This is a genomic window from Pseudaestuariivita atlantica (genome assembly GCF_001205715.1).
In the GTDB taxonomy this organism is placed as follows: Bacteria; Pseudomonadota; Alphaproteobacteria; order Rhodobacterales; family Rhodobacteraceae; genus Pseudaestuariivita; species Pseudaestuariivita atlantica.
Genome location: NZ_AQQZ01000005.1, coordinates 225,738 through 250,197, shown reverse-complemented (window position 1 = coordinate 250,197; position 24,460 = coordinate 225,738). Strand labels below are relative to the sequence as shown.

The following is a 24,460-nucleotide window of genomic DNA, read 5'->3' as shown; positions in this document are numbered from 1 at the left end:
GCGACGATCAGGCGTGCGCCGCCTCTTCGGATTGCGCGTAGGTTTCCTTGCGCTTTTCCTCGATCAGCTCGGCGACGCGACCCATCGCGATGCCGCGCATGATCATCGAGGAAGGAAGAAAGGCCCATGCGGTCGTCGTCCAGATCAGCGTCGAGGGATCGGCCAGCATCATCGGGTCGATCAGGTTCGACGTCAGCTTTACCACAGCGGGAATAAGGAAGGGCAAGAGCAACCCGAGCGCGATATTGATACTCGCGTCACGCTTGAGCCGGTGCAGCACGTCGCCGCCTGCCGTGGGGTCGAACAGCGGAAGGTTGATCCAGACGTTGAACGCGCCGGACCGGACCGGCCAGTCCAGCACCCGCACCGACACGATGAAGGACATCAGCAGGACGAGCGAGGCGATGTAGCTGATGCTCGCCGCCGCGCGAATGTCGAACAGCAGCCACGCGGGCGCGCTGTCGGGCATCATCAGCACGACAAGCCGCACCGGGGAAAACGGGAAATCGAGCGCCGATCCAAGGATCGTCCCGATGGAATGCATCGCCTGCGTTGCCTGTGTCGGCGCGATGTCGTGCTTGGCCATCAGCGTCAGCGCCAGCAGCATCGTGGCCACACCGAAATACCGCAACCTGTTGTAAGGCGGCGCATTTCTGAATTCGACGATGCTGGGCGATTCCGAGTAGTACTCGATGAAGATCAGCACGGCGGCGATGATCGCGGCCATGGTGACAAGGAATGAGGGCTCGGTGCCGGCAGGCGTCAGGAATGCGGAAGGTGCACAGATGATAAGGGCCATGAGAATAGCCCGGCTTAACGCCCCGATGGTTCGCGTCACGCGCACTCTTGCCCCCTCAAACTGGCCCGTCGCGATACCGTGCCGCGACCGTGTTCCAACTTGATCCCGCCGTTTGTGGCGGATTGCCTCATTCTTGCCCAACTTTTGCCCTCTTTCGCCAAACCGGTAAAGACGCCATTCAGGCTTCGCGCGATTTTGTGGCGGTTTGAGGGAGGGAGTGGTGCGAGATTACATCAATGTCGCGACGAAAATGCCGCGCCAATGTGTAATAAAAGAGGCCCGCCCGGTGTGGGCGGACTTTTTCTTGTTGTGAAACTTGATCTTACGCCCAGGGGCGTTCCGCCGCGGCCTTGGCTTCGAACGCGTCGATGGCCGAGGCCTTCTCCATCGTCAGCCCGATATCGTCGAGCCCGTTCAGCAGGCAATGCTTCTTGAAGGCGTCGACTTCGAAGGCGAAGACAGCCCCGTCGGACGAGGTCACGGTCTGCGCTTCGAGGTCCACGGTCATGCGCGCGTTCGCACCCTTCTCAGCATCTTTCATCAGGACGTCCACCGCCTCTTTCGGTAGGACGATGGGCAGGATGCCATTCTTGAAGCAGTTGTTGTAGAAGATGTCGGCGAACGAGGTGGAGATGACCGCCTTGATCCCGAAATCCTTCAGCGCCCACGGCGCGTGTTCGCGCGAGGAGCCGCAGCCGAAGTTGTCGCCGGCGACGATGATCTCGGCCTCGCGGTAGGCGTCCTTGTTCAGAACGAAATCGGCAATCTCGTTGCCGTCCTGATCGTAGCGCATCTCGTCGAACAGGTTCACGCCCAGCCCCGACCGCTTGATCGTTTTCAGGAACTGCTTGGGGATGATCATGTCGGTGTCGATGTTCATCAGGGGCATCGGCGCGGCGATCCCGGTGAGCGTTTCGAATTTGTCCATTTGGTCCTCCAGTGTGCCGTTCCGGCACGTCGGTATTACGTCGGTATTGCGTCGATGCGGTCAGGCCGGGCGGTCAGCGCACACGACAAGGCCGTGCCCCGGCAGAGGGGCACGGCCTGTTTGTTCAGGATATGAGGCGTGGTTACGCGGGCGTTTTCGCCGCAGCGTTCTGCGCCTGCGCGTTCAGTTTTTCCGGCACCGGGCGCATCAGGATGAGCGCCACGCCGGTCGAGATCAGCTCGATCGCCAGCATGATGCCCGGCACGGTGGCCGCCGCCGTGAAAAGGTTGAACGCGATCAGAAGGGCGAGGCCCACGGACAGCACGCCCGACACGACCAGCATCCAGACCGAATCCGTCTGGCGCCGTTGCCACGCCAGCCACAACTGCATCAGCCCGGTCGAGAAGAAGAGCGCGCCCAGAACGATGGCCAGCGACAGCATGCCCGACAGCGGGTTGATCAGGAACGAAAGGCCCAGCAGCACGGCGAGGAGGCCGAAGCCCGTGTTCCACCAGCGATGCTCGGTCGTGCGCCATGCCTCGACGCCGTGGAAGATCCCGGCAAGGATCAGCGTCCAGCCCACGATCAGCGTCGCGGTGAGCGAGGCAAGCCCCGGAAGCACCAGCGCGAACACCCCGCCAATCAGCAGGATGATGCCGGACAGGATCATCATGATGCGCGTACCCATATCGTTCCTCCGTTCGGATGGTCCGTTCGGAAGCGCAACGCGCGATATGGGTGGCGGGTTTCATGCCGAGTCGTCCCGGTCGGTCTGTTCGACAACGATGGCGGCGGCCTTGAGCACTCGGCTGGCCGTGACAGACCTGTGTGCCGCAGGGACCAACGCACCGCGCAGCACTATGCGGTTCATCAGACCTTGAGCGCGGGTCAGTGTGAGGCCGAGGCGCGAGGCCAGAGCCCGCGCGGACAGGCCACCCGAGGTTTGCGCCTGCTGAACCGCCAACCCGTAGAGCAGGCGGTTATAGCCCGCGTACCCGGCAGCCGCCCGCGCGCCGGCACGCCGCCCGACCCATGCACCGGGCAAGGCGGGCGCAAGGGCCGATCCGGCGATCATCGCAAGGAGTGAGCGGCGTGTGGGCATCGGTTTCCCTCTGGGTGCGCCGGGCCGAAGCCCGGCAAGTGCGCTTACATCATCTCGCGCACGTCGGTCAGTTTGCCGGTCACCGCCGCTGCCGCCGCCATCGCGGGCGACATCAGGTGGGTGCGGCCTCCGCGACCCTGACGGCCTTCGAAGTTACGGTTCGACGTGGCCGCGCAGCGTTCGCCCGGCTGCAGCTGGTCGGGGTTCATTGCAAGGCACATGGAACAGCCCGCAAGCCGCCATTCGAAGCCCGCATCGCGGAAGATGTCGGCGAGGCCTTCCTCTTCGGCCTGCGCGCGGACGAGGCCTGATCCGGGCACGACCATCGCGCGTTTCACGGCGACCTTCTTGCCCTTGAGGATCGCGGCGGCGGCGCGCAGGTCCTCGATCCGGCCATTGGTGCAGGAGCCGATGAAGACCGTGTCGATGGCCACGTCCTCAAGCGGCGTGCCGGGCTTCAGCCCCATGTAGTCGAGCGAACGCTGTGCCGCGTCGACCTTGCCGCCTTCGAAATCCGACGCGGCGGGGACCGCGGCGGTGATGGGCAGAACGTCTTCGGGCGAGGTGCCCCATGTCACGACGGGGGCGATGTCTTCGCCCTTCAGCGTGATGACCTTGTCCCAATGCGCATCGTCATCCGAGAAGAGAGTGCGCCAGTACGCTTCCGCCGCTTCCCATGCCGCACCCTTGGGCGCATGCGGGCGGCCCTTGCAGTATTCGAAGGTCTTTTCGTCCGGCGCGATCAGGCCCGCGCGCGCGCCGCCTTCGATCGCCATGTTGCAGACTGTCATGCGGCCTTCCATTGACAGATCGCGGATCGCCTCGCCGCAATATTCGATGACGTAACCTGTGCCGCCCGCCGTGCCGGTCGCGCCGATCACGGACAGGGTGATGTCCTTGGCCGTAACACCGGGGCGCAGTTTGCCCGTGATCTCGACCTTCATGTTCTTGGACTTCTTCTGGATCAGCGTCTGCGTGGCCAGAACGTGCTCCACCTCGGACGTGCCGATGCCGTGCGCCAGTGCACCGAAGGCGCCGTGGGTGGCCGTATGCGAGTCACCGCAGACAACGGTCATGCCCGGCAGCGTCCAGCCCTGTTCGGGGCCGACGATGTGCACGATGCCCTGCCGCACGTCCGTGACGGGGTAATAGTGAATGCCGAAATCCTTGGCGTTCTTGTCGAGCGCCGCGACCTGGATCGCGCTGTCCTCGGTCATGTTGGACGGATCCTCGCGACCCGCCGTCGTGGGCACGTTGTGGTCCGGCACGGCAATGGTCTTTTCCGGCGCGCGCACCTTGCGGCCCGCCATGCGCAGCCCCTCGAAAGCCTGCGGCGAGGTCACCTCGTGCACGAGGTGGCGGTCGATATAAAGCAGGCAGGTGCCATCTTCGGCTTCGTGGGCGACATGGGCGTCCCAGATCTTGTCATAGAGCGTTTTGGGGGACATGGGTCCTCTCCCGTGATGTGGCGATGGGTATGGGCTGGTCGGATCGGGGGATTACGCGGCAAGCCGCGCGGTGACCGCGTGGGCGGCCCCGAAGAAGCGTTCGCGCAGGCGGGCGCGGTCACCCATGTCGATCCGGAACATCATGGGCGCAGATCATACTTCGCGCACGCCGCCCCTTCAAGCGGGCAGTGCGGCAAGCCGGGTCACTGTGCGGCGACCATCGCAAGCAGCGCGGATTTGAGAGTGGCAAGGCGTGCCAGCACCTGGTCGCGATTGTCCGAGCCGTATTTGGCGTTGATCGCCGAGCTGTAGAAGAAATCCGCGACGCCTTGAGGGTCGGCGACATCGGCATCACGAAACATGGTCGCCAATACGTCAACCCAGTCGGCGCGGGCGGCGATCATTTCGTCCGGGGCGGTGGCCGCCATTTCATCGACCAGTTCGGCCATTTCCGGCTGCGTCGTGATCATGTCGTAGATCGCGACGGGGACGGCGGTGAAAAAGGCGTCGATCCGCTCATCCAGAGTGTCGACCTGTTTCCACGCATCGACAACCTTGTCCTGCATCGTGACAGTCACATGTTTCACGACGGCGCGCAGGATATCAGGCTTGCTGTCATAAGTGTTGTAGACCGTCGCGCGGGCGACCTTCGCCTCGCGCGCGATGTCGGTCATCGTCGTCTTGGCATAACCGTACCGCGAGAAACATGTCAGCGCGGCGGTCAGGATCGTGTCGTCGTGGCGCGCCATGCCGCACCTTTACAAATCGGCGAAGTGATGTAAATTGTACCGTAAGACTAATTTTGTCCAAATATCTATTTCACCACACCAGCAGGGCCCCGCGCCCGTCAGGAGAGACGGATGAAATTGACTGTGAACGGACAGGCCCACGAGGTGGATGTCGAGGACGACATGCCGCTTTTGTGGCTGTTGCGCGACGAACTTGGCGTGACGGGTGTCAAGTATGGTTGCGGCATCGCGCAATGCGGCGCCTGCACGGTGCATGTCGACGGCATGGCCGTCCGCTCGTGCCAGGTCCCGGCGGCGGCTGTGGACGGGGCCGAGGTCACGACGATCGAGGGGCTGGGTACGCCCGACGCGCTGCACGCGGTGCAGGCCGCGTGGATCGACCAGCAGGTCGCGCAGTGCGGGTACTGCCAGTCGGGCCAGATCATGCAGGCGGCGGATTTGCTGGACCGCATCCCCGACCCCACGGATGAAGAGATCGACCGCGCGATGTCGGGCAACCTGTGCCGCTGCGGGACCTATCCGCGTATCCGCGCCGCTGTGAAGCTGGCCGCCACCAAGCTGCAGGAGGCCTGAGCCATGGGAGCCGTCAAGACCTTCACCCGCCGTGCCTTCCTTGTCGGATCGGTCGCCATTGCCGGGGGCGTCGCCTTTGGCACCTACCTCGTGCGCCGCGATCCGGCGAACCCGCTTGCCGATGACCTTGCCGCCGACGAGGCGACGTTCAACCCGTGGGTCAAGATCGGCAAAGACGCCATCACGCTGATCACGCCGCATGTCGATCTGGGGCAGGGCTCTGCCCATGCGCAGGCCATCCTGATCGCCGAGGAGATGGACCTCGAACCCGGCCAGTACCGCACGTCTTTCGGTCAGCCGTCGCCGGCCTACTGGAATACCGCCCTTGCTGCGGAAAGCGCGCCTTTCCGCCAGACTGATACCAGCTTTCCGGCACAGGCCGCGCGGCAGGCCATCGGGGCGCTGGGCAAGGTGCTGGGGCTTCAGGTCACTGGCGGGTCGTCCACGATGCCCGACAGCTACCAGAAGCTGCGCGAGGCCGGCGCGGTGGCGCGCGAAACGCTGAAAAAGGCGGCGTCCGTGGAAACCGGTATCCCGGTCGACAAGCTGGCCACCCGCGCGGGTGCGGTCGTGCTGCCGGACGGGACCGAGCTTGCCTACACGTCGCTGGCCGAGGCCGCTGCGCGGATCGAACCCGCGCGCGACGTGCCCCTGCGCGATCCGTCGACCTACCGCCTGATTGGCAAGCCGACGCAGCGGGCCGACATCGTGGCGAAGTCCACGGGGACGCTGGACTACGGCATCGACCTGTCCATCGACGCCATGGTGCACGCCGCCGTCCGCATGTCGCCGCGGCGCAGTCCCGTTGAACGCCATGATGCCGAAGCGGCGCTTGCCATGCGCGGCGTTCAGGGTGTGTACGAGGTGACGAACGGTCTTGCGGTCGTCGCCGACAACACGTGGCGCGCGATGAAAGCCGCCGCGGCTCTGGACGTGACATGGGCCCCGGCGCCTTACCCGGCGGAGCAGGCGGATCACTGGGCCGAGGTGGAGGCCTCCTTCACCGAGGACCGGCTCGACCAGGAGTGGCGGAACGACGGTGACGTGACCGCCGCCACCGGCGACGTGGTGGAGGCCGAGTATCGCTGCCCCTACGCTGCGCACCAGCCGCTTGAACCGATCAACGCCATCGTCCGCGTCACCGACGACACGGTCGAGGTCTGGTCATCGCACCAGATGCCGCGCTTCCTGCAACAGCAGGTCGCCGGCGTGACCGGGCATGACGCGGACGCGGTGATCTTTCACAACCAGTATGGCGGCGGGTCGTTCGGTCACCGGCTGGAGTTCGACAACATCACGCTGGCCGCCGAGATCGCCAACCAGATGCGCGGAACGCCCGTGAAGCTGACCTTCAGCCGCGAAGAGGATTTCGCGCAGGATTACGTGCGCCAGATCGGCATGGCGCGCGGGTCGGCGCGGGTCAGGGACGGGAAGGTGGACGCGGTCGACCTGCAGGTCGCGACGGTGTCGGCCTCGACCTCGCAATTCGGGCGGCTGGGCATGGCCATGCCGGGACCGGATGCGCAGATCGTGGCGGGCGCATGGAACGCGCCCTACGCGATCCCGTCCTTCCGGGTGCGCGGCTACCGCGTGCCGGAACTCGCCCCGTCCTCCTCGTGGCGATCGGTCGGTGCGGTCACGAGTGGGTTCTTCATGGAAAGCTTCCTTGACGAGGCGATCCACGCAGCCGGTGCGGATCCGCTGGAAGAACGGTTGCGCCTGTCGGACTGGGACGTATCCCGCAAGGTGCTGGAAGCCGTCGGAGAAATGTCGGACTGGGGCAGCGACCTTGGCCCGAACAGGGGCAGGGGCCTTGCCATGGTCGAAAGTTTTGGCGTGCCGACGGCAGAGGTCGTCGAGGTGACCGCAACCGAGCGCGGCATCAGGATCGACAAGGTCTTCGTCGCCGCCGACGTGGGCCGCGTGGTCGACCCGATCAACTTCGAGAACCACATGCAGGGCGGCGTCGTCTGGGGCCTTGGCCACGCGATGAACGCCGAGATCACCTATCGCGACGGCATGCCCGAGCAGCTGAACTACCACGCGCATGAAGGCATGCGGCTGTACCAATGCCCGGAAATCGAGGTACGCGGGCTGGAAAACAACGACGTGGTCAAGGGCATCGGGGAGCCGCCGACACCGCCCGCCGCCCCGGCGCTGGCCAACGCGATTTTCGCGGCCACCGGAAAGCGCCTGCGGTCGATGCCGTTCCATTCACAGATCGACTTCGTTTGAGGAGGCCCCGATCATGAAAAGGTACCTGACCGCCCTCACCCTTGCCGTCGCCATGCTGACCACACCCGTGTTGGCCGAAGGTGAACACGGGCTGACCGTCACCGCTCCCGACCCGGTCAACGTGTCCCGCAGCGCGGGACTGGCGGCGTGGGACAGGCTGCACGAGGTCTTCGTGCATCCGCGGTGCGCGAATTGCCACGTCGATGCCGAAGGCGTGCCGATGTGGACGGGCCCGTCCTATGGCGCGCCGGGACCGCATGGCATGGCCATCGTGGCCGGCGAAAGCCGCATCGGGGCGGAAACGCTGCCGTGCCAGACCTGCCATGTGACCTCGACCCAACCCAACACGGTGGCGCATGCCGCGCCGCATACCGGGATGGAGTGGCAACTGGCCCCGGTGGAATTCCAGTGGGTCGGCAAGTCGCCGCAGGACATCTGCGCCCAGGTCCGCGACCCGGACCGCAACGGCGGACGCGACGGGGCGGGGCTTGTCGAACACATCCTGCACGACGCGGCCGAGACGGGGTTCATCACATGGGGGTTCAATCCCGGAGGCGGGCGCGAACCCGCGCCCGGTGACCTGCAATCCCACCTCGACGACACCATCGCTTGGGTCGCCGCGGGTATGCCCTGTCCGGAGGACGGCCAATGACCGACATGCGCGGCCCCTACGCCCCCGCCGCTCTCTTCATCGCGCTCAGCGGCGTGTTGCACCTTGTCGCGTTGCCCTTCGGCGCGTGGGAGGCGTTCGGCCTGATCTTCGTCGCCATTGCGGTGTTCTATGCCGCACTTGCCTGGGGGCTGGTGCAAGGCTGGCGCTGGGTCGCGTGGCTCGCGTTTTTCTGTATGCTGATCGGCGGGATCGGAGCCTTTTCCGAAACCTTCGCCCGCATCCCGGCATGGCCCCACTGGGCGATCCTTCTGGCCGATGCCAGCGCGGCGGTCCTGCTCTTCCGCGCCCTTTGGTGGCCCGCCCACACCGTCTGAGCGGGCGCACAATTTTCGTACGAAAATTGTGGCCGCCTCAGATCACCGCCTTTTCGATGATCGGAGCGTTCCGCGTGATGCGGTCGTAGTTGAAGGGCGTCAGGTCCAGCGACCGGTATGCGCCAAAGGTCAGCCACTCCGCCGTGCCCCGCCCCATCGCGGGCGATTGCTGCAACCCGTGGCCGGAAAAGCCGTTGAGGAAGATGAAGTTCTCGACCTCCGGGTGCGGTCCCATGATCGCGTTCTGGTCGAAGGTGTTGAAGGCGTAATGCCCCGCCCATTCGGTCACCACGCGGATCGCCTCGAATTGCGGGATGCGGGTGGCGATGATCGGCCAGACATGATCCTGCCAGCGCGCGTGATCCATCGCGAAATCATCCGGCTCCACCGCCGGGTCCGGATCGGCAGGGCAGCCCGCCAGGTAGGTCGTCGGCCCGTCTTGCCGGAAATGCACGCCCGACGGATCGATGGTCAGCGGCAGATCCTGATCGAGAGGTTTCTCGGCCGAGAAAATCCACGTGAACCGCTTGCGCGGCTCCACCGGCAGATCAACGCCCGCCATTGCCGCAGTCCGCGCACCACGCGGGCCAGAGGCGTTCACCACCTGCCCGCAGGACACGACCTCGCCACTTGCCAGCGTCACGCTGTCGATGCGCCCGCCGGTGCGGGTGATCGCGACCACCTCGTTCTGAATATACTCGACGCCCCGGTCACGGGCCGACCGTCGCCACCAGTCGAACACGGTGCCGCCGTCCCAGTAGCCTTCGTCCTTGCGGTTGATCGAGCCCAGCACGATGTCATCAACGTTGTAGAACGGGTACCGCGCGGCTATTTCGTCCGCCGTCAGCAACTCCGTCTCGGCCCCGGCGGCCAGTTGCACCTTCTGGTTCTCGCGCAGCGTCGCCGCGAACCCCTCGGTGTCGGCAAGGTACAGGTAGCCATAGCTCTGGATCGTCTGGTCCGGTACTCGGTCGTCCCCGATCCGGTCGCGCAGGTTCGTGACGAAATCGGCGGCGAACTGGCTGATCTGCACGTTCAGCGTTTCGGAAAACTGCTGCCGCATGCAGGAATTGGTGTGGGCCGTGGAGCAAGCGGCATAGGTCATGTCCCGCTCCACCACCAGCACGCGCCCGTCGAAATCCGGTGTCTCGGTCAGGAACCACGCGGTCGACGATCCCATGATCGCGCCGCCGATGATGATGACGTCATAGGTGTCGTGCCGTGGTGCCTGCATCGTCATTCGTCCCCCGCCTCGGCCCTGGCCTGAATCTCCGAGATGGTGGCGGGGTCGATGCCGTAAGTCGATGCGGCAACTTCGGCAGAGACATAACCCCGCGCAAGGTCCCGCCGCACCGCCGCCGGGTCGCGTCCGGACGGATCGCCATGACCCGCGCCACCGGGGAAGGCCATCAGCACCCGCGCCCCGTGCGGCACGAACTGCTTGCCCTTGCCGCGCATCGCCTCGCCATCCGACCGGGCGATCGTCGTCGCGCCCCCCGGCGCGCCTCCGCGCCGCCCGCGTGCCGGATGATGCACCCGGTCGAACATCGCCTGGATATCGAACTCGTGCCCCTCCTGCGCACCAACTTCCATGTATTGCCCGAGGCCCCCGCGCGTGGTGCCGGCCCCGCCACTGTCGGGCCGCAACTCCTTGCGCCAGATCATCACGGGCCCTGCGTTTTCCGTGGCCTCCACCGGCATGGTCATCACGCCCGAAGGAAAGGCCGTCGCGTTCAGCCCGTCGACCGTGGGCCGCGCCCCCGATCCGCCGGAATTGAACGTCAGCACCTCGGACCGCCGCGCATGGGCCGGTGCGGGCGCGTCGGTGCGGGGCCGAAGCGAGACCTGGAAATTGCACAGGCACCCGGCCCCTTCGGCGGGCACCGTGTCAGGCAAGAGCAGATCCAATGCGGCATAGACCGTGTCGGGCACGAAATGCCCAACGATATGGCGCAAGGCGACGGGCGCGGGGTGGACGGCGTGCACGATGGTGTTTTCCTCGGCCACGATTTCGAACGGGGCGAGGGAGGCGTGGTTGTTCGGGATCTCCGGCGCGATGGCGCATTTCAGGGCGTAGCAGGCGTAGGCCTTGGTGTAGACGAGCGGGCAGTTGATGCCCTTCTTGTCGACGCCGGTGGTGCCGGTGAAATCGCTGATGATGCGGTCGGCCTCGATGGTCAGGCGCACGCGCAGGGTGATGGGGGCAGAGAACCCGTCCACCGTCATCTCGCCCGCAGCACTTCCCGGTGTCAGCGCCGCGATCCGTTCGATCGTGGCGCGGCGCGAATTGTCGAGGATGAAGGCCGCGATACCCGTCAGATCGGCGAGGTCGAACTCGTCCATCATGCCCGTCAGGCGGCGGTGGCCGACCTCGTTGCAGGTCGCCAGCGCGTAGACGTCGCCGATCAACTGGTCCGGCTCGCGCACGTTGCCCCGGATGATCCGGGTCAGCGTCTCGTCCACCTCGCCACGTTCGGCGAATTTCATGATCGGGATATAGAGGCCTTCTTCGTAGACAGAGTTCGCATCCGCCCCGAACCCCCGCCCGCCGATATCGACGATATGCGCGGTGCAGGCGAAGAAACCGACCAGCACGCCGTTCCGGAACGAGGGCGTGACCATCGTGATGTCGTGCAGGTGGCCGGTGCCTTCCCAAGGGTCGTTGGTGATGTAGACGTCACCTTCGAACATGGTCTGCCGCCCGATGCGGCGGATGAAATGCGCGACCGCGTCAGCCATGGCGTTGACGTGGCCAGGGGTGCCGGTGACCGCCTGCGCCAGCATCCGCCCCTCGGCATCGTAGACGCCCGCCGACAGGTCCCCGGCCTCGCGCACGCTGGTCGAGAAGGCGGTGCGCACCAGCGCCTGCGCCTGCTCCTCGACGATGGAGATCAGGCGGTTCCACATCACCTGGTATTGCACGTCAGACGGCATGGGCGGCTCCTGCGGTGTGATGTGCTTGCTGTGCAGCTCGACCGTCTGCCTGGCGGGCACCGCCAGGTCGCGCCTGCCTGCCCCCCGGCAGGCGCGTTCGACCTGTCCGCTTGTCGCAACGTGGCGCTTTGTGCGCACCATCGGTCACTTGTTGCGGTTCCGCTTCCGCGCCTACCCAGGCAGGCGCGACCTTCATCGCGTATCCGGTCCGGGGCATCATCCGGCCTCCCGCACCGTCAGGTCGATGCACCCGTCCGGCTGCGCCACGGCACGCATCGAGACGGGTACGATGATCGTCGTCTCATCCTCGGTGATCGCAGCGGGGCCGTCGGTGGTCGCTCCCCGCACCATCTCTCCGCGCGGCACAACGCCTGCATCGACAAACGCACCGGACACCGGATCGAACAACGCCCGCCGTTCTGTCGCGTTTCGAGCCACCCCCGGCTCCTCCTGATCGATCGCCGCAACCGCCTCCTTCGGCGTCGTCGCGTTCACCGCCCAGACGGTGATCTCCACGTCCAGCCCCGCAACGGGCCGCCCGAAGAGCCGCGTGTAATCGGCGTCGAACAAGGCCTGGAATGTGTTGCTGTCGGGGTTCGCGGCCTGTTCGGGTGTCAGTGTCACCGGGATCTCCCAGCCTTGCCCGGTATAGCGCATGTAGACCTTCACATCCGTCTCGACCGTCGCATCCGGCGCGCAAGTCCGCACGAAGCCCGTCGCCTCGTCGCCCAGCGTTTGCAGGATCTCCCGCACCGCGTCCGCATCAAACTCCGCCAGGCGCATGTAGACCGAGCGCGTCGCCTCGAAACTGAAGGGCGCGCGCAGGAAGCCGATGGCGCTGCCCACACCCGCGCCCGGCGGCACCAGCACGCGCGAGATCCCAAGCTTCTGCGCCAGCCGCCCGGCGTGCAGCGGCGCGGCGCCACCAAAGGCGATCATGGTATAGCCCGCCAAATCCTCGCCATTCTCCACCGCGTGCACGCGGGCGGCGTTGGCCATGTTCTCGTCCACCACTTCGGCCACGCCGAAGGCCGCCGTTGTGGCGTCCATCCCCAACGTCTCGCCCACATGCGCCGACAAGGCGGCCTCTGACCGGTCAGGATGCAAGGGGATCGTACCGCCCGCGAAATTGTCGGGGTCGAGCTTGCCCAGCACCAGATCGGCATCCGTGACACCCGGACGTTCGCCGCCCCGCCCGTAACAGGCCGGCCCCGGCTCGGACCCCGCGCTTTCCGGCCCCACCCGGATCTGCCGCAGCGCGTCCACGTGGGCGAGCGACCCACCGCCCGCCCCGATCTCCACCATATCGATCACGGGGATCGAGATCGGCATCCCCGACCCCTTCTTGAACCGGTAGGAGCGGGCCACCTCGAACACGCGGGAGGTCTTGGGCGACTGGTCGCGGATCAGGCAGATCTTGGCCGTCGTCCCGCCCATGTCGAAACTCAGCACGCGATCAATGCCGTACCGCCCCGCGATATGCGCCGCGAAGACCGCGCCACCCGCCGGGCCGGACTCCACCAACCGCACCGGAAACTCCGCCGCACTTTCGATGGAGATGATGCCGCCGCCCGAATGCATCAGGAAGATGTCACAGCCCGCACCCTCCGCCGCCAGCCGCTCCCGCAGCCGGCCCAGATAGGACGCCATCAGCGGCTTGATATAGGCGTTGGCAACCGTGGTGTTGAACCGCTCGTATTCGCGCATTTGGGGCGACACGTCCGACGACAAGGACACCGACAGCCCCGGCAACCGCCGCGCCAGCACGTCCCGCACCATGCGTTCGTGCACCGGGTTGAGGTAGCTGTGCAGGAACCCGACGGCGACGCTGTCGTACCCCGACGCCTCCAGCTTGCCCGCCAGCGCCTCGACCTCGGCCTCGTCCAGCGGGATCAGCACCTCGCCCCGCGCGTCGACCCGCTCTTGCAGCACCAGCCGCCGCTGGCGGGGCAACAACGGCTCGGGCAGAACGAGGTTCAGGTCATACTGCTCGAACCGCGACTCGGTCCGCATCTCGATCACGTCGCGGAAGCCCTTGGTGGTGATCAGCGCCGTCTTGGCCCCGCGCCGCTCGATCAGCGCATTGGTGGCCAGCGTGGTGCCGTGGATGATCTGCGTCAGGTCTCCGGGCACCAGTCCCGCCTTGGCGCAGACCTTGTGCATCCCGTCGATGATCGCGTCCTCGGGCGCGGCATAGGTCGTCAGCACCTTGACGGAATGCAACGCGCCCTCCGCCTCAAGCACCACGTCGGTGAAGGTGCCCCCGATATCCACGCCCAACCTGTAAGCCATGTTTGCCCGATCCCCTGCTTCGGCATGACGCTACCCAATGCACATCCATTCGTTCAAATTATTTGATGCTATGATAGCGATAGCATTTCTTTATCGACCTCGTCGTGCCCGGCGTGATCATGGGCGACTTCGGCGGCCAGTTCGGCGGCCTGCCGCACGTGCCGTGGCGCGGCATCCGCATGGAAGCGGGCGGCGAAGGACAGGGGTGCGGGCAACCACCCGACATCGAAGGCAACAAGCCGCCCCTGCGCAAGGTCGTCCAAAACAAGCGCATGGGGCACAAGCGCCACGCCCAGCCCGTCGCGCGCCATCTGCGCGCAACTGGCCACCGAGGAGGACGGCGCCACCCGCGCGCCATCAAGCCCCGCATCCGACAAGAACCGCTGCAATTCGTCGAACGCCTTGGTCTTGCGCGGCTGGGTCAGGATGGTGCACCCGGCCAGTACGCCCGGACCTTGGCCCAAGACCTGCCCCGGAGCCGCGACCCAGACGTAAGGGCAGTCGCCCAGCGGGATCGACTGCGGGTCGTCCGAGGCGAACGGGCGATTCTGCAGGACGAGGTCGAGCGCGCCGCGCGACAGGTCCTGTTCCAGCGCGCGGGACAGATCGACCGTCAATTCGACCGCAAGCGCGGGAAACCTGCGCGACATTTCGCGCAGGAAGGCGTGCAACCACGTGCAGGCGATCAGTTCCGACACGCCCAGTCGCAACCGCCCGGTGACCAGGTCGGGGCGTGCGGCGATCTCGGCCAACTCCTCGGTCGCGTCCAGCACGCGCGCGGCGGCGGCGCAGATCCTTTCGCCTTTCTCGGTCAGGCGGACATGGCCGCTATCGCGCAGAAACAGTTGCGTTTTCAGCGTGTCTTCGAGCGTCGCGATGCGGACCGAGACATTGGGCTGCGTCGTCCCCAGCTCTTCGGCCGCGCGCCGAAACGACCGCAGCCGCGCGACGCAGACAAGCGTTTCAAGCTGCTTCAGCGTGAGCGATGCATGGATCACCGCGTGGTCCCCGTAAGCCGAAGGTTAAGGAATACCTTACTTAACACGTGACGACATTAGGGCACATGGTCTATCCATTGCTCCATACTCCTGCCACTTTTCATTAATATTTTCCGAAATCGGGTGGCGGTATTTGTTTTAAGGTCCTTGGGGGGACTTCCATGCCTGACAACGCCCAGATTACCGCATTCGAGCACACCGATACGCCTGTCTGCTGCTGCCCTGCCTGCGCCGCGCAGCCCTATGATGGCGAGATCGACCCGTCGAACCCGAATGGCGGCAATGTCGGCGGCACGCAGAACGGTCTTCCGATCTGGAGCGCCTATCGCACCGCCATTCACATCGCACGCGGCAGCAGCACCTATGCCGATGACAACAATGACCCGAATCCGGGCATCGTCGAAGTCACCTACCGGTTCCAGGACGCGGCATCCGCGGGCGGCGCGCAATACGTGTTCGAGGCGGAAAACCAGGTCCTCACCCGCGACCTGCTGGACGAATACGAACAAGTTGCGCTGATCGAATTCACCGAGCTTGCCGGCAACGACACAAGCGCCGATATCTCGTTCCGCTACCGCGACGGCAACAGCGGCGGCGGCTACTGGAACGGGTCCGAGGTGGTCGTGTCCCGCGTCAGCTGGGAACCCGAGATGGACGTGGGCACCTACAACCGCCGCCTGATGCTGCACGAGGTCGGCCATGGCATGGGGCTGAGCCATCCGGGGCCCTATAACGGGTCCGGCTTCACCTATGCCAACGACGCCGACCACTGGAACGACAGCCGCCAGTATTCCAACATGTCCTACTGGCTGGAAACCGAAACGGGTGCCGATTTCGGCAACATGTCGACGCTGGCGCTGCATGATATCCTCGCCATCCAGATCGAGTACGGCATCAACTGGGCGACCCGGTCGGGCAACGATACCTACGGGTTCAATTCCACGGCGGGCGACAGTTACGATTTCACGTCGACGCGGACCACGTCCAGCGGCGGCGAGACCCAGAACCTCGACATGGCGTTCTCCATCTGGGACGGCGGCGGGATCGACACGCTCGACTTCTCGGGCTCGGCTTCCGGGACCGAGCTTGACCTGCGCGAAGGCGCGTTCAGTTCGGTCAATGGCCAGATCTACAACGTGTCCATCGCCTATGGCGCGGTGATCGAGAATGGCGTCGGATCGGATCATGCCGACGACATGCGCGGCAACAACCACGACAACCTGATCGAGGGCGGCTTTGGCGATGACACCATCGTCGGTGGCGACGCCGCCGCGCCCACGGCGCCCACGGGCGACCTGTTCCTTGGCATGTCCCTGAACGAGGCCCCGACCGAGTTCAGCCAGCACATGGAAGCGACCGGCATCACCGCGTTCAGCGGCGCGGCCTTCACCGTCGAGATGATGGTGAACATCACGCGCATGTCGGCCAGCCTGACGCCGCTGATCTCCTATGCCTCGTCGGGATCGTCGAACTCGCTGATGGTCGAGTTGGACAATGACGGGACGAGGCTCGTCTACATTGACGGGTCGTTCATCGATACCGGCATCCTGACCGAGACGCTGATCGACGGGGAACCGCACCGCTTCTCGATGACATGGGTGCAGGCCACCGGCGCGCTCGAGGTGTTCATCGACGGGGTTTCGGCCTTCCAGGGCACGCACCAGGCGGGCGCGACCATCGGGTCGGGTGGTACGCTGGTCTTCGGGCAGGAACAGGATTCGGTTGGTGGCGGGTTCGTCATCACGGAAACCTTCCAGGGCACCATGGGCGATATCCGCATATTCGACGCGGTGCGCAGCGATGCACAGATCGCCGCCAACCATGATGTCGAGTTGCCGAACACGCCTTCCACGCTTGTCCATCACTGGGAGGTGCAGGCGGGCGACACCACCACCGTAACCGACAGCAGGGGAAGCGCCAACCTGACGGTCGTCGGCGGAGCCACCGTGGCCGAGGTCAATCCCGGCCCGGTCATTACGCAGGATGACGACACGCTGATCGGCGGTGAAGGGTCCGACAACATCGATGGCGGCTTCGGCGACGACTCGATCGAAGGCGATGGTGGCACGATCCGCGACGCGCCCGAAGTCTTCAACCTTGTCCGGCTGGACAAAGGTTTGGGCGACCAGATGTCGTCCACCTTCACGCTGGGCGGATCCGGGTCCTTCACGATCGAATTCATCGTCGACCAGGACGATCTGTCCGATGTGGGGTATGACCTCGACGTGCTCGGCATGAGCCTGTACCGGTGGAGCGACGGCACGATCTCGCTCTTGGTGGGCAACGTGCTGAACGGTCAGGAAAACTGGCACTACAACGCGTTCCGCGACGATTACTGGGACGAAACGGCGCCCGCGCGCCTCAGCATCACCTACGATCACACGACGGGCATGCTGCGCACCTACGTGGACGGCACAGAGGTCTATTCCTACCAGTACCAGGTCGGTGCCCTGATCCCGGCAACGGCGGGCAATCTGCAATTCAACCTCGATGACGCGCCGTTGGGCGACATCCGGATCTATGACCGCGCGCTGTCGGCGGCCGAGGTCGAGGCGACGGCGCTGATCAGCCTCGACACGCCGAACTCGGTAGCGGGCCTCGTGCAATACTGGACGTTCGACGCGGCCGGCGCGGCCACGCAGGAGGTGACCGGCGGTGCCGCGATGACGGTTTCGGGCGGCACGCCGGAACAGACCGCGCTGTGGACGCAGACGCTGAACGATTCCCTGTTTGGCGGTATCGGTGACGACACGCTGATCGGCGGCGCCGGCAACGACACGCTGGATGGCGGCGCGGGCACCGACAGCATGGTCGGCGGAGAAGGCAACGACCTCTTCGTTGTCGATTCCGCGACCGATGTCGTGCGCGAACTGGCGGGCGAAGGTGACGACACGATCGAGTCGGGCGTCAGCCTCGACCTGCGCGGCGGCCTTGCCAATTTCGAACATCTCACGCTGACCGGGACGGGCGGCAACAGCGGAACGGGCAACACCGGGAACAACGTGATCACGGGCAACGACGCGGGCAACCTGCTGCGCGGGGCCCCGGGCGATGACACGCTGATCGGCGGCGCTGGACTCGACACGCTGGTCGGGCAGGCGGGCAATGACAGCCTGATTGGCGGCGACGACCGGGACATCCTGTCGGGCCTTGGTGGCAGCGACACGATGGTCGGCGGGCTGGGCAACGACATCTACCAGGTGCGCGACCTGACCGACGTGGTCGTCGAGGCCGCGGGCGAAGGCATCGACCGCGTGCAGTCGACGGTCGATTACGACCTGTCCGTCAGCGCCGTGAACGTCGAGAACCTGACCCTGCAGGCGATGGCCGCCAACGGGACCGGCAACGCCCTAGGCAACCAGGTCTACGGCAACACGGTCGACAACCTCCTGTCGGGCCTCGCGGGCGACGACACGCTGCGCGGCCGGCGTGGAGAGGACACCCTTCTGGGCGGCGGCGGCAATGACAGCCTGTTTGCCGGGGACGACAACGACACCCTCGTGGGCGGAGACGGGGACGACACGCTCCACGGCAACGCGGGTGCGGATACGTTCCGCTTTACCGGCACCTTCGGCGATGACCGCCTGATCGATTTCGATGAGACCGAGGTTGGCGAGGTGATCGAACTGATCGGCGTGGCCGGGATCACCGATTTCACCGACCTCATCACGAACCACGCGACGCAGGTGGGAGGCAATACGCGGATCGACGACGATGCCGGCAACTCGATCATCCTCGTGAACGTGACGCTGTCGGCGCTGCAGGCGGACGATTTCGCCATCACGTGACGACGTCCGCCGCACGGGACGGGGCTTTGCCCCGACCCGGCGATGTGGTTGTGTCGCGGCATGACGCGCCTTAATCCCGACCGCCTGTTTCCCGCCGATCCCGCGACACGCACCGTGGCGCGCGCGCTGTATGACGCGGTGCGCGATCTGCCGCTGGTCTGCCCGCACGGCCATACCGATCCGGCATGGTGGGGCACCGATCCGGCCTTTGCGGATGCCGCGCAACTCTTCGTGACGCCGGATCATTATGTCGTCCGGATGCTCGTCAGCCAGGGCGTGACGTTCGAGGAGCTTGGGATCGGGCCGGGTGCGGAAAAAGATGCCCGCAAGGTCTGGCGCAGCTTCGCCGAAAGGTACCACCTGTTTCTCGCAACCCCGTCGCGGCTGTGGATCGACCACGCCCTGCAGGAGGTGCTGGGCATCGTGGAGCCCTTGGGCGGGGACACGGCGGATGCGATCTTTGACCAGATCGGCGACAAGCTGGCGCAGCCCGAATACCGGCCGCGCGCCTTGTATGACCGCTTCGGGATCGAGGTGATTGCAACGACCGACAGCGCGCTTGACGACCTTGCGCACCACCGGGCAGCGGCGGCCGAGTGGCACGGGCGCGTGGTTCCGACATATCGGCCCGACGCAGTGGTGGATCCGGATTTCGAAGGGTTCACGGACAACCTCGCCACCCTTGCCGATCTGACCGGGTGCGACACGGGCAGTTGGGAGGGTTACCTAGACGCGCATCGCGTGCGGCGGGCCGAATTCGCGCGGCACGGCGCGACGGCGACGGACCACGGCCACCCGACCGCGCGCACGGCGGACCTGTCCCCGGAGGATGCCGCCGCGCTTTATGCGACGGTCAGGCAGGGCAAGGCGACGCCGGCAGAGGCCGAAACCTTTCGCGCGCAGACGCTGACGGAAATGGCGCGCATGTCCTGCGAGGACGGGCTGGTGATGCAGCTTCACGCAGGGTCGCGCCGTAACCACTCGGACACGGTATTCAGGCGCTATGGTCGCGACCGGGGATTCGATATCCCGACGCCCACCAACTGGGTCGACGCGCTGCACCCGCTGTTGAACGCCGTGGGCATGGACCCGCGATTGCGGCTCATCCTCTTCACGCTGGACGAAAGCGTCTATGCCCGCGAACTGGCGCCGCTTGCCGGGGCCTACCCGTCCCTGCGGCTTGGGCCTCCATGGTGGTTTCACGACAGTTTCGAAGGCATGCGCCGGTTCCGCGAGGCGGTGACCGAAACCGCCGGGTTCTGGAACACCGCCGGGTTCAACGACGACACCCGCGCGCTCATGTCCATCCCCGCGCGCCACGACGTGGCCCGCCGCTGCGATTGTGCCTACCTTGCCGATCTGGTCACGACCCACCGCCTGACCGAAGCGCAGGCGCATCAGGTCGCCCCCCTGCTGGCGCGCGACCTCGCCAAAGAGGCCTATAACCTGTGACGCCCGTGATCCTGCATCTGGGCCTTGGCGCGTTCTTCCGGGCGCAGCTCGCGGATTATACGCAGGATGCGGGCGGTTGGCGGATCGAGCCGGTGGGCATGCGGTCGGACCGGCTGGTGCGCGCGATGCGCGATGCCGAAGGTTACGGGGTGATCCTGCGGGCGCCGGACGGGCCGCGACTGAAGCGCATCACCTGCTGCACCCGACCATGGCACCTGCCGACGGAGGCCGAGGCGCTCGTGTCCCGGTTCGCCGATCCCGAGGTGCGGATCGTCAGCCTGACCATCACCGAGAAGGGATACGGGGCGGCGTTGTCCGAGCGGCGGCTTGACCCTGAGGCGGATGTCATTGCCGCCGATCTGGCCGCGGCAAACCCGCCACAAGGCGCGATCGGGTTGATCGTGGCGGGCCTTGCCGCGCGGCGGGCCGCGGGGCGGGGCGGGTTGACGCTGATGTCCTGCGACAACCTGCCGGACAATGGTGGTCTGCTTGCCGCGCTGGTCGGCGAGTTTGCCGAACGGCGCGACCCTGACCTTGCCCGCTGGATCGCGGAGACCTGCACCTTTCCCGCGTCGATGGTCGACCGGATCACGCCGGCGACCACGGAGGCCACGCTGGCAGAGGCCGGGGCGCTGGGCGGTGCGCCCGATCCCCTCGCGGTCGAAACCGAACCGTTCCGGCAATGGGTGATCGAGGATCGCTTTGCCGGTCCGCGCCCGGCTTGGGAGGATGCGGGGGCTGAATTCGTGGCCGACGTGGCCCCGTACGAGGACATGAAGCTGCGCATGCTGAACGGCGCGCATTCGCTTTTGGCCTATCTCGGTTGCCTTGCGGGGCTGGAAGCGGTGCGGGACGTGATGGCGCATCCCGTCGCGGCGCTCGTCGACCGGCACATGGCCGCGGCGGCGCGGACGGTGTCGCCCGACCTGGATACCGATGCCTATCGCGCGGCGCTGCTCGACCGGTTTGCCAACCCGGCCATCCGCCATCTCTGCCGCCAGATCGCGTCGGACGGCAGCCAGAAACTGCCGCAGAGGCTGCTCGCCCCCGCCGGGATCGCGTTGCAGGCCGGTGAATCCCTCGACACCTACGCGCTGGCGGTTGCGGCTTGGCTGCGGTTCGTGGCCCGCGAAGGACTGGACGTGGCCGACCCGTTGGCCGCGCGTCTGGCCGCGCTGCCGGCGGGCTACCCGGATCGGCTGGATGCGGTTGCCGCGATCTTTGGCCCGGATCACGCCAAGCTGTTCGCCGCGCCGACCTTCAGGACTGCCGTGTTCGACGCTGACAGGCTGCTGGAGAGCCAGCCCCCGGAGGCGTGGAGTGGTTGCGCAAGTAACTAGCATCGCGCAAGGTGCCGCCATGAGCGATGACAGCAATTTCGAGATGCGGGATTTCCTGCCTTACGTGCTGGCGCAGGCGGCAGAGCAGGTGAGCCTTGAATTCGCGGCGCATTACCGCAACCGGTACGGGATGTTGCGCACGGAATGGCGCGTCCTGTTTCACCTTGGCCGGTATGGCCCGATGACGGCGACCGAGATCGGCCGCCGCGCCCGTCTGCACAAGACCAAGATCAGCCGCGCCGTGGCCAAGCTGGAGGCGCGGCGCTTCCTGACCCGCGCCACGCGGGAGGACGACCGCCGCTGGGAAACGCTGAGCCTGACGAAGATGGGCGAGGCCGCCTATGACGACCTGCGGCGGCTGGCCGAACGCTATGACGCCGAGTTGATGCAGCAGCTCGACCCGGCAGAAAGGGACGTGCTGCGCAGCGCGCTGTTGAAGCTCGCACAGCTTTAGGCCGGGCTTTGCGGGACGGGAGGATGCGATGATCGAGACATGGCGCTGGTACGGCCCGCATGACGCCGTCAGCCTGAGCGACGCGCGGCAGGCAGGTGCGACGGGCATCGTGACGGCCCTGCATGACGTACCCGTGGGCGAGGTCTGGACGCGCGACGCCGTTGCCGAACGCCGGGCGATGATCGAGGCGGCGGGCCTGCGCTGGAAGGTGGTGGAGAGCCTGCCCGTCCCTGAAACCGTCCGCGCGGGCAGCGGTGACCGCGACGCGCATATCGAGGCGTGGATCACAAGCCTGCACGCGCTGGCCGCCGAGGATGTGCGCGTCGTCTGTTACAACTTCATGCCGGCTTTCGACTGGACGCGGACGGACCTGGCTCACCGCCGCCCGTCGGGTGCGACGGCGCTGCGGTTCGACTACATCGACTACGTCGCTTTCGACCGGCACGTGCTGGCGCGCAGCGGGGCCGACTACCCCGACGTGGTGGCCGAAGCGGCCGACAAGCGCGCGGCCGGCTGGAGCAATGCCGAACGCGAGCGCATCTGCGCCACCATCCTCGCCGGGTTGCCGGGGGCGACCAGCGGCTGGACGCTGGACGAGTTCCGCGCGCGGCTTGCGCCCTTCGCGGGCGCAACGGCGGAGGACCTGCACGGCAACCTGCGCCATTTCCTGCAGGCCGTCGTGCCCGAGGCCGAGGCGCTGGGCATGCGCCTGTGCTGTCATCCCGACGACCCGCCATGGCCCCTGTTCGGCCTGCCGCGCATCCTGTCGACCGAGGCGGATTACCAGCGGCTGGTCGACATGGTGCCAAGCCCCGCCAACGGCATCACGCTGTGCACCGGGTCGCTGGGCGCGCGGCCCGACAACGACTTGCCGGGCATGGTGGAGCGGTTGGGCGACAAGGTGCATTTCCTGCACCTGCGCAACGTGCGGCGCGAGGATGGAACGGTGCCGGGGTCGTTCTTCGAAGACGATCACCTCGCGGGCTCGACCGACATGGTGGCCGTGCTGAAGGCCGTTCACGCCGAAGAGGCGCGGCGCCGGGCCGAGGGGCGCGCGGATGCCGACATCCCGATGCGGCCCGATCACGGGCAGGTCCTCTTGTCGGACGCCGATCACCCGCACGCACCGGGATACCCGGCCATCGGGCGGCTGAAGGGGCTGGCCGAGTTGCGGGGCGTGTGGACGGCGTTGCAGCACGGATGAGGGCTTGCACGTCCACGCCGCACCCGTCAGCATGATGCGTGACGCAACGACACGCGCGATCAGGGACATGACAGACCGATACGACACCGGCATGCAGGTGCGCCGCGCCGTTCTGGGCGATGCGCATGTCGACCGCGCCGAGGCGGCAAAGTCCGACTTCGACGCACCCTTCCAGGACCTCATCACCGAAGCCGCGTGGGGCACCGTCTGGGCGGACGACACGATCAGCGCGCGGGAGCGGTCGATGCTGACCCTCGCGCTGCTGGCCGCCACGGGAAATTTCGCGGAAATCCCGATGCACGTGCGCGCCACCGCCCGCACCGGTGCCAGCCGCGAAGACATCCTTCAGGCCTTCCTGCACGTCGCGATCTATGCCGGCGTGCCCAAGGCAAACCACGCGATCAAGCTTGCCAAGGACACGTTCGCAGAGATGGACGGCACCCCATGACGACGAAGCCGCCCGGCTACAAGACCCGCGACCGCCAGTGGCACCCGCCGGGCCTGACGCCGGCCTACAAGACCTCGGTGACCCGGTCGCCGACGCGGGCGCTGATCTCGATGCCGACCTCGGCGGGGGAAGAGGCCGGGCCGGTCTTTGGTCACGACATTCTTGGCCCGATGGACAACGATCTGATCCTCAACTGGGCCGCGCCGGGCGAGATGGCGATGGGACCGCGCATCCTTGTCCGGGGCCGGGTGACCGACGACAACGGCCGCGGCGTGGGCAACACGCTGATCGAGGTCTGGCAGGCCAATGCGGGCGGACGGTACCGCCATGCGAACGAAGGCTACCGCGCGCCGCTTGACCCGAATTTCGGCGGCTATGGCCGGGTGATGACGGATGCCGAAGGGTATTACGAATTCCGCACCGTCCAGCCCGGCCCATACCCGTGGCCGAACGGGATGATGGACTGGCGGCCCTCGCACATCCACTTCTCGCTTTTCGGTCATTCCTTTGCCCAGCGTCTCATCACGCAGATGTATTTCGAAGGCGACCCTCTGATCTGGATGTGCCCCATCGTGGGTGGCATCGACGACGCGGAGGCGATCAAGTCGCTCGTCGCCGCTCTCGACATGGCGGAAACGCTGCCGATGGACGCGCGCGTCTACCGGTTCGACATCGTCCTGCGCGGGCGGCGCCAGACCTTTTTCGAGAACCGATGGGAGGGGCTGTGAC

Annotated in this window: 21 protein-coding genes; 11 read left to right on the top strand and 10 right to left on the bottom strand. The window is 66.3% G+C overall.

The genetic code is table 11. The features are described 5' to 3' along the window. Positions 1-7: 7 nt before the first annotated feature. The 6 genes from ATO11_RS13215 to ATO11_RS13190 all read right to left on the bottom strand — a co-directional run bounded on the left by ATO11_RS13215 (position 8) and on the right by ATO11_RS13190 (position 5,026). Positions 8-799, bottom strand: coding sequence for a hypothetical protein (locus tag ATO11_RS13215; RefSeq protein ID WP_050531359.1), 792 nt, complete (start codon positions 797-799; stop codon positions 8-10). Positions 800-1,121: 322 nt separating this feature from the next. Beyond that, a complete protein-coding gene (leuD, locus tag ATO11_RS13210; RefSeq protein ID WP_050531358.1) occupies positions 1,122-1,727 on the bottom strand; it encodes a 3-isopropylmalate dehydratase small subunit in 606 nt (201 codons plus the stop codon). Between the two features lie 142 nt (positions 1,728-1,869). Next, entirely contained in the window at positions 1,870-2,415 is a 546-nt protein-coding gene (locus ATO11_RS13205) for an HdeD family acid-resistance protein (RefSeq protein WP_050531357.1), read from the bottom strand. A gap of 60 nt (positions 2,416-2,475) precedes the next feature. Then, positions 2,476-2,829 carry a hypothetical protein gene (locus ATO11_RS13200; RefSeq protein WP_134643115.1) on the bottom strand — a complete coding sequence of 118 codons (354 nt, stop codon included), beginning with the start codon at positions 2,827-2,829 and terminating at the stop codon, positions 2,476-2,478. 44 nt (positions 2,830-2,873) lie between these two features. Further along, positions 2,874-4,277 (bottom strand): 3-isopropylmalate dehydratase large subunit, encoded by a 1,404-nt coding sequence (gene leuC, locus ATO11_RS13195; RefSeq protein WP_050531355.1) that lies wholly within the window; start codon positions 4,275-4,277, stop codon positions 2,874-2,876. 203 nt (positions 4,278-4,480) lie between these two features. After that, the gene (locus ATO11_RS13190) at positions 4,481-5,026 is read right to left on the bottom strand and encodes a TetR/AcrR family transcriptional regulator (protein ID WP_050531354.1); all 546 of its coding nucleotides are present in this window, start codon (positions 5,024-5,026) and stop codon (positions 4,481-4,483) included. Between the two features lie 111 nt (positions 5,027-5,137). On the opposite strand from ATO11_RS13190, the gene ATO11_RS13185 reads away from it, so the two are divergent. From ATO11_RS13185 to ATO11_RS13170, 4 genes are read left to right on the top strand one after another with little or no spacing between them, the layout of a single operon-like run. Further along, positions 5,138-5,599, top strand: a complete 462-nt coding sequence (locus tag ATO11_RS13185; RefSeq protein WP_050531353.1) for a (2Fe-2S)-binding protein — start codon at positions 5,138-5,140, stop codon at positions 5,597-5,599. A 3-nt stretch (positions 5,600-5,602) separates the two neighbouring features. Beyond that, positions 5,603-7,834, top strand: a complete 2,232-nt coding sequence (locus ATO11_RS13180) for a xanthine dehydrogenase family protein molybdopterin-binding subunit (RefSeq protein ID WP_050531352.1) — start codon at positions 5,603-5,605, stop codon at positions 7,832-7,834. Between the two features lie 13 nt (positions 7,835-7,847). Beyond that, positions 7,848-8,486 (top strand): hypothetical protein, encoded by a 639-nt coding sequence (locus ATO11_RS13175; protein ID WP_050531351.1) that lies wholly within the window; start codon positions 7,848-7,850, stop codon positions 8,484-8,486. Then, complete coding sequence (locus ATO11_RS13170; RefSeq protein ID WP_050531350.1) at positions 8,483-8,821, top strand: hypothetical protein; 339 nt, start codon at positions 8,483-8,485, stop codon at positions 8,819-8,821. The genes ATO11_RS13175 and ATO11_RS13170 overlap by 4 nt, the downstream gene beginning before the upstream one ends. Before the next feature lie 37 nt (positions 8,822-8,858). On the opposite strand, the gene ATO11_RS13165 is transcribed toward ATO11_RS13170, so the two are convergent. The 4 genes from ATO11_RS13165 to ATO11_RS13150 form a co-directional block, all read right to left on the bottom strand. Then, positions 8,859-10,055 (bottom strand): NAD(P)/FAD-dependent oxidoreductase, encoded by a 1,197-nt coding sequence (locus ATO11_RS13165; RefSeq protein WP_050531416.1) that lies wholly within the window; start codon positions 10,053-10,055, stop codon positions 8,859-8,861. 2 nt (positions 10,056-10,057) lie between these two features. Further along, complete coding sequence (locus tag ATO11_RS13160; protein ID WP_050531415.1) at positions 10,058-11,755, bottom strand: hydantoinase B/oxoprolinase family protein; 1,698 nt, start codon at positions 11,753-11,755, stop codon at positions 10,058-10,060. A gap of 216 nt (positions 11,756-11,971) precedes the next feature. Continuing rightward, entirely contained in the window at positions 11,972-14,047 is a 2,076-nt protein-coding gene (locus ATO11_RS13155; protein ID WP_050531349.1) for a hydantoinase/oxoprolinase family protein, read from the bottom strand. A gap of 68 nt (positions 14,048-14,115) precedes the next feature. Beyond that, complete coding sequence (locus ATO11_RS13150; RefSeq protein ID WP_050531348.1) at positions 14,116-15,045, bottom strand: LysR family transcriptional regulator; 930 nt, start codon at positions 15,043-15,045, stop codon at positions 14,116-14,118. 161 nt (positions 15,046-15,206) lie between these two features. Between ATO11_RS13150 and ATO11_RS13145 the strand changes: the two genes are divergently transcribed. From ATO11_RS13145 to pcaH, 7 genes are all read left to right on the top strand, one after another. After that, the gene (locus tag ATO11_RS13145; RefSeq protein WP_050531347.1) at positions 15,207-18,833 is read left to right on the top strand and encodes a M10 family metallopeptidase C-terminal domain-containing protein; all 3,627 of its coding nucleotides are present in this window, start codon (positions 15,207-15,209) and stop codon (positions 18,831-18,833) included. A gap of 60 nt (positions 18,834-18,893) precedes the next feature. Continuing rightward, entirely contained in the window at positions 18,894-20,285 is a 1,392-nt protein-coding gene (uxaC, locus tag ATO11_RS13140; RefSeq protein ID WP_050531346.1) for a glucuronate isomerase, read from the top strand. Positions 20,286-20,290: 5 nt separating this feature from the next. Next, positions 20,291-21,625 (top strand): mannitol dehydrogenase family protein, encoded by a 1,335-nt coding sequence (locus ATO11_RS13135; protein WP_207382970.1) that lies wholly within the window; start codon positions 20,291-20,293, stop codon positions 21,623-21,625. A 19-nt stretch (positions 21,626-21,644) separates the two neighbouring features. Then, positions 21,645-22,079 carry a MarR family winged helix-turn-helix transcriptional regulator gene (locus ATO11_RS13130; protein WP_050531344.1) on the top strand — a complete coding sequence of 145 codons (435 nt, stop codon included), beginning with the start codon at positions 21,645-21,647 and terminating at the stop codon, positions 22,077-22,079. Between the two features lie 28 nt (positions 22,080-22,107). After that, on the top strand, positions 22,108-23,283 hold the full coding sequence (gene uxuA, locus ATO11_RS13125) for a mannonate dehydratase (protein ID WP_050531343.1): 1,176 nt from the start codon (positions 22,108-22,110) through the stop codon (positions 23,281-23,283). A 67-nt stretch (positions 23,284-23,350) separates the two neighbouring features. Beyond that, positions 23,351-23,731, top strand: coding sequence for a 4-carboxymuconolactone decarboxylase (pcaC, locus tag ATO11_RS13120; RefSeq protein ID WP_050531414.1), 381 nt, complete (start codon positions 23,351-23,353; stop codon positions 23,729-23,731). After that, the gene (pcaH, locus tag ATO11_RS13115) at positions 23,728-24,459 is read left to right on the top strand and encodes a protocatechuate 3,4-dioxygenase subunit beta (RefSeq protein ID WP_050531342.1); all 732 of its coding nucleotides are present in this window, start codon (positions 23,728-23,730) and stop codon (positions 24,457-24,459) included. Before pcaC ends, pcaH begins: the two co-directional genes overlap by 4 nt. The last annotated feature ends 1 nt before the right edge of the window (position 24,460 follow it).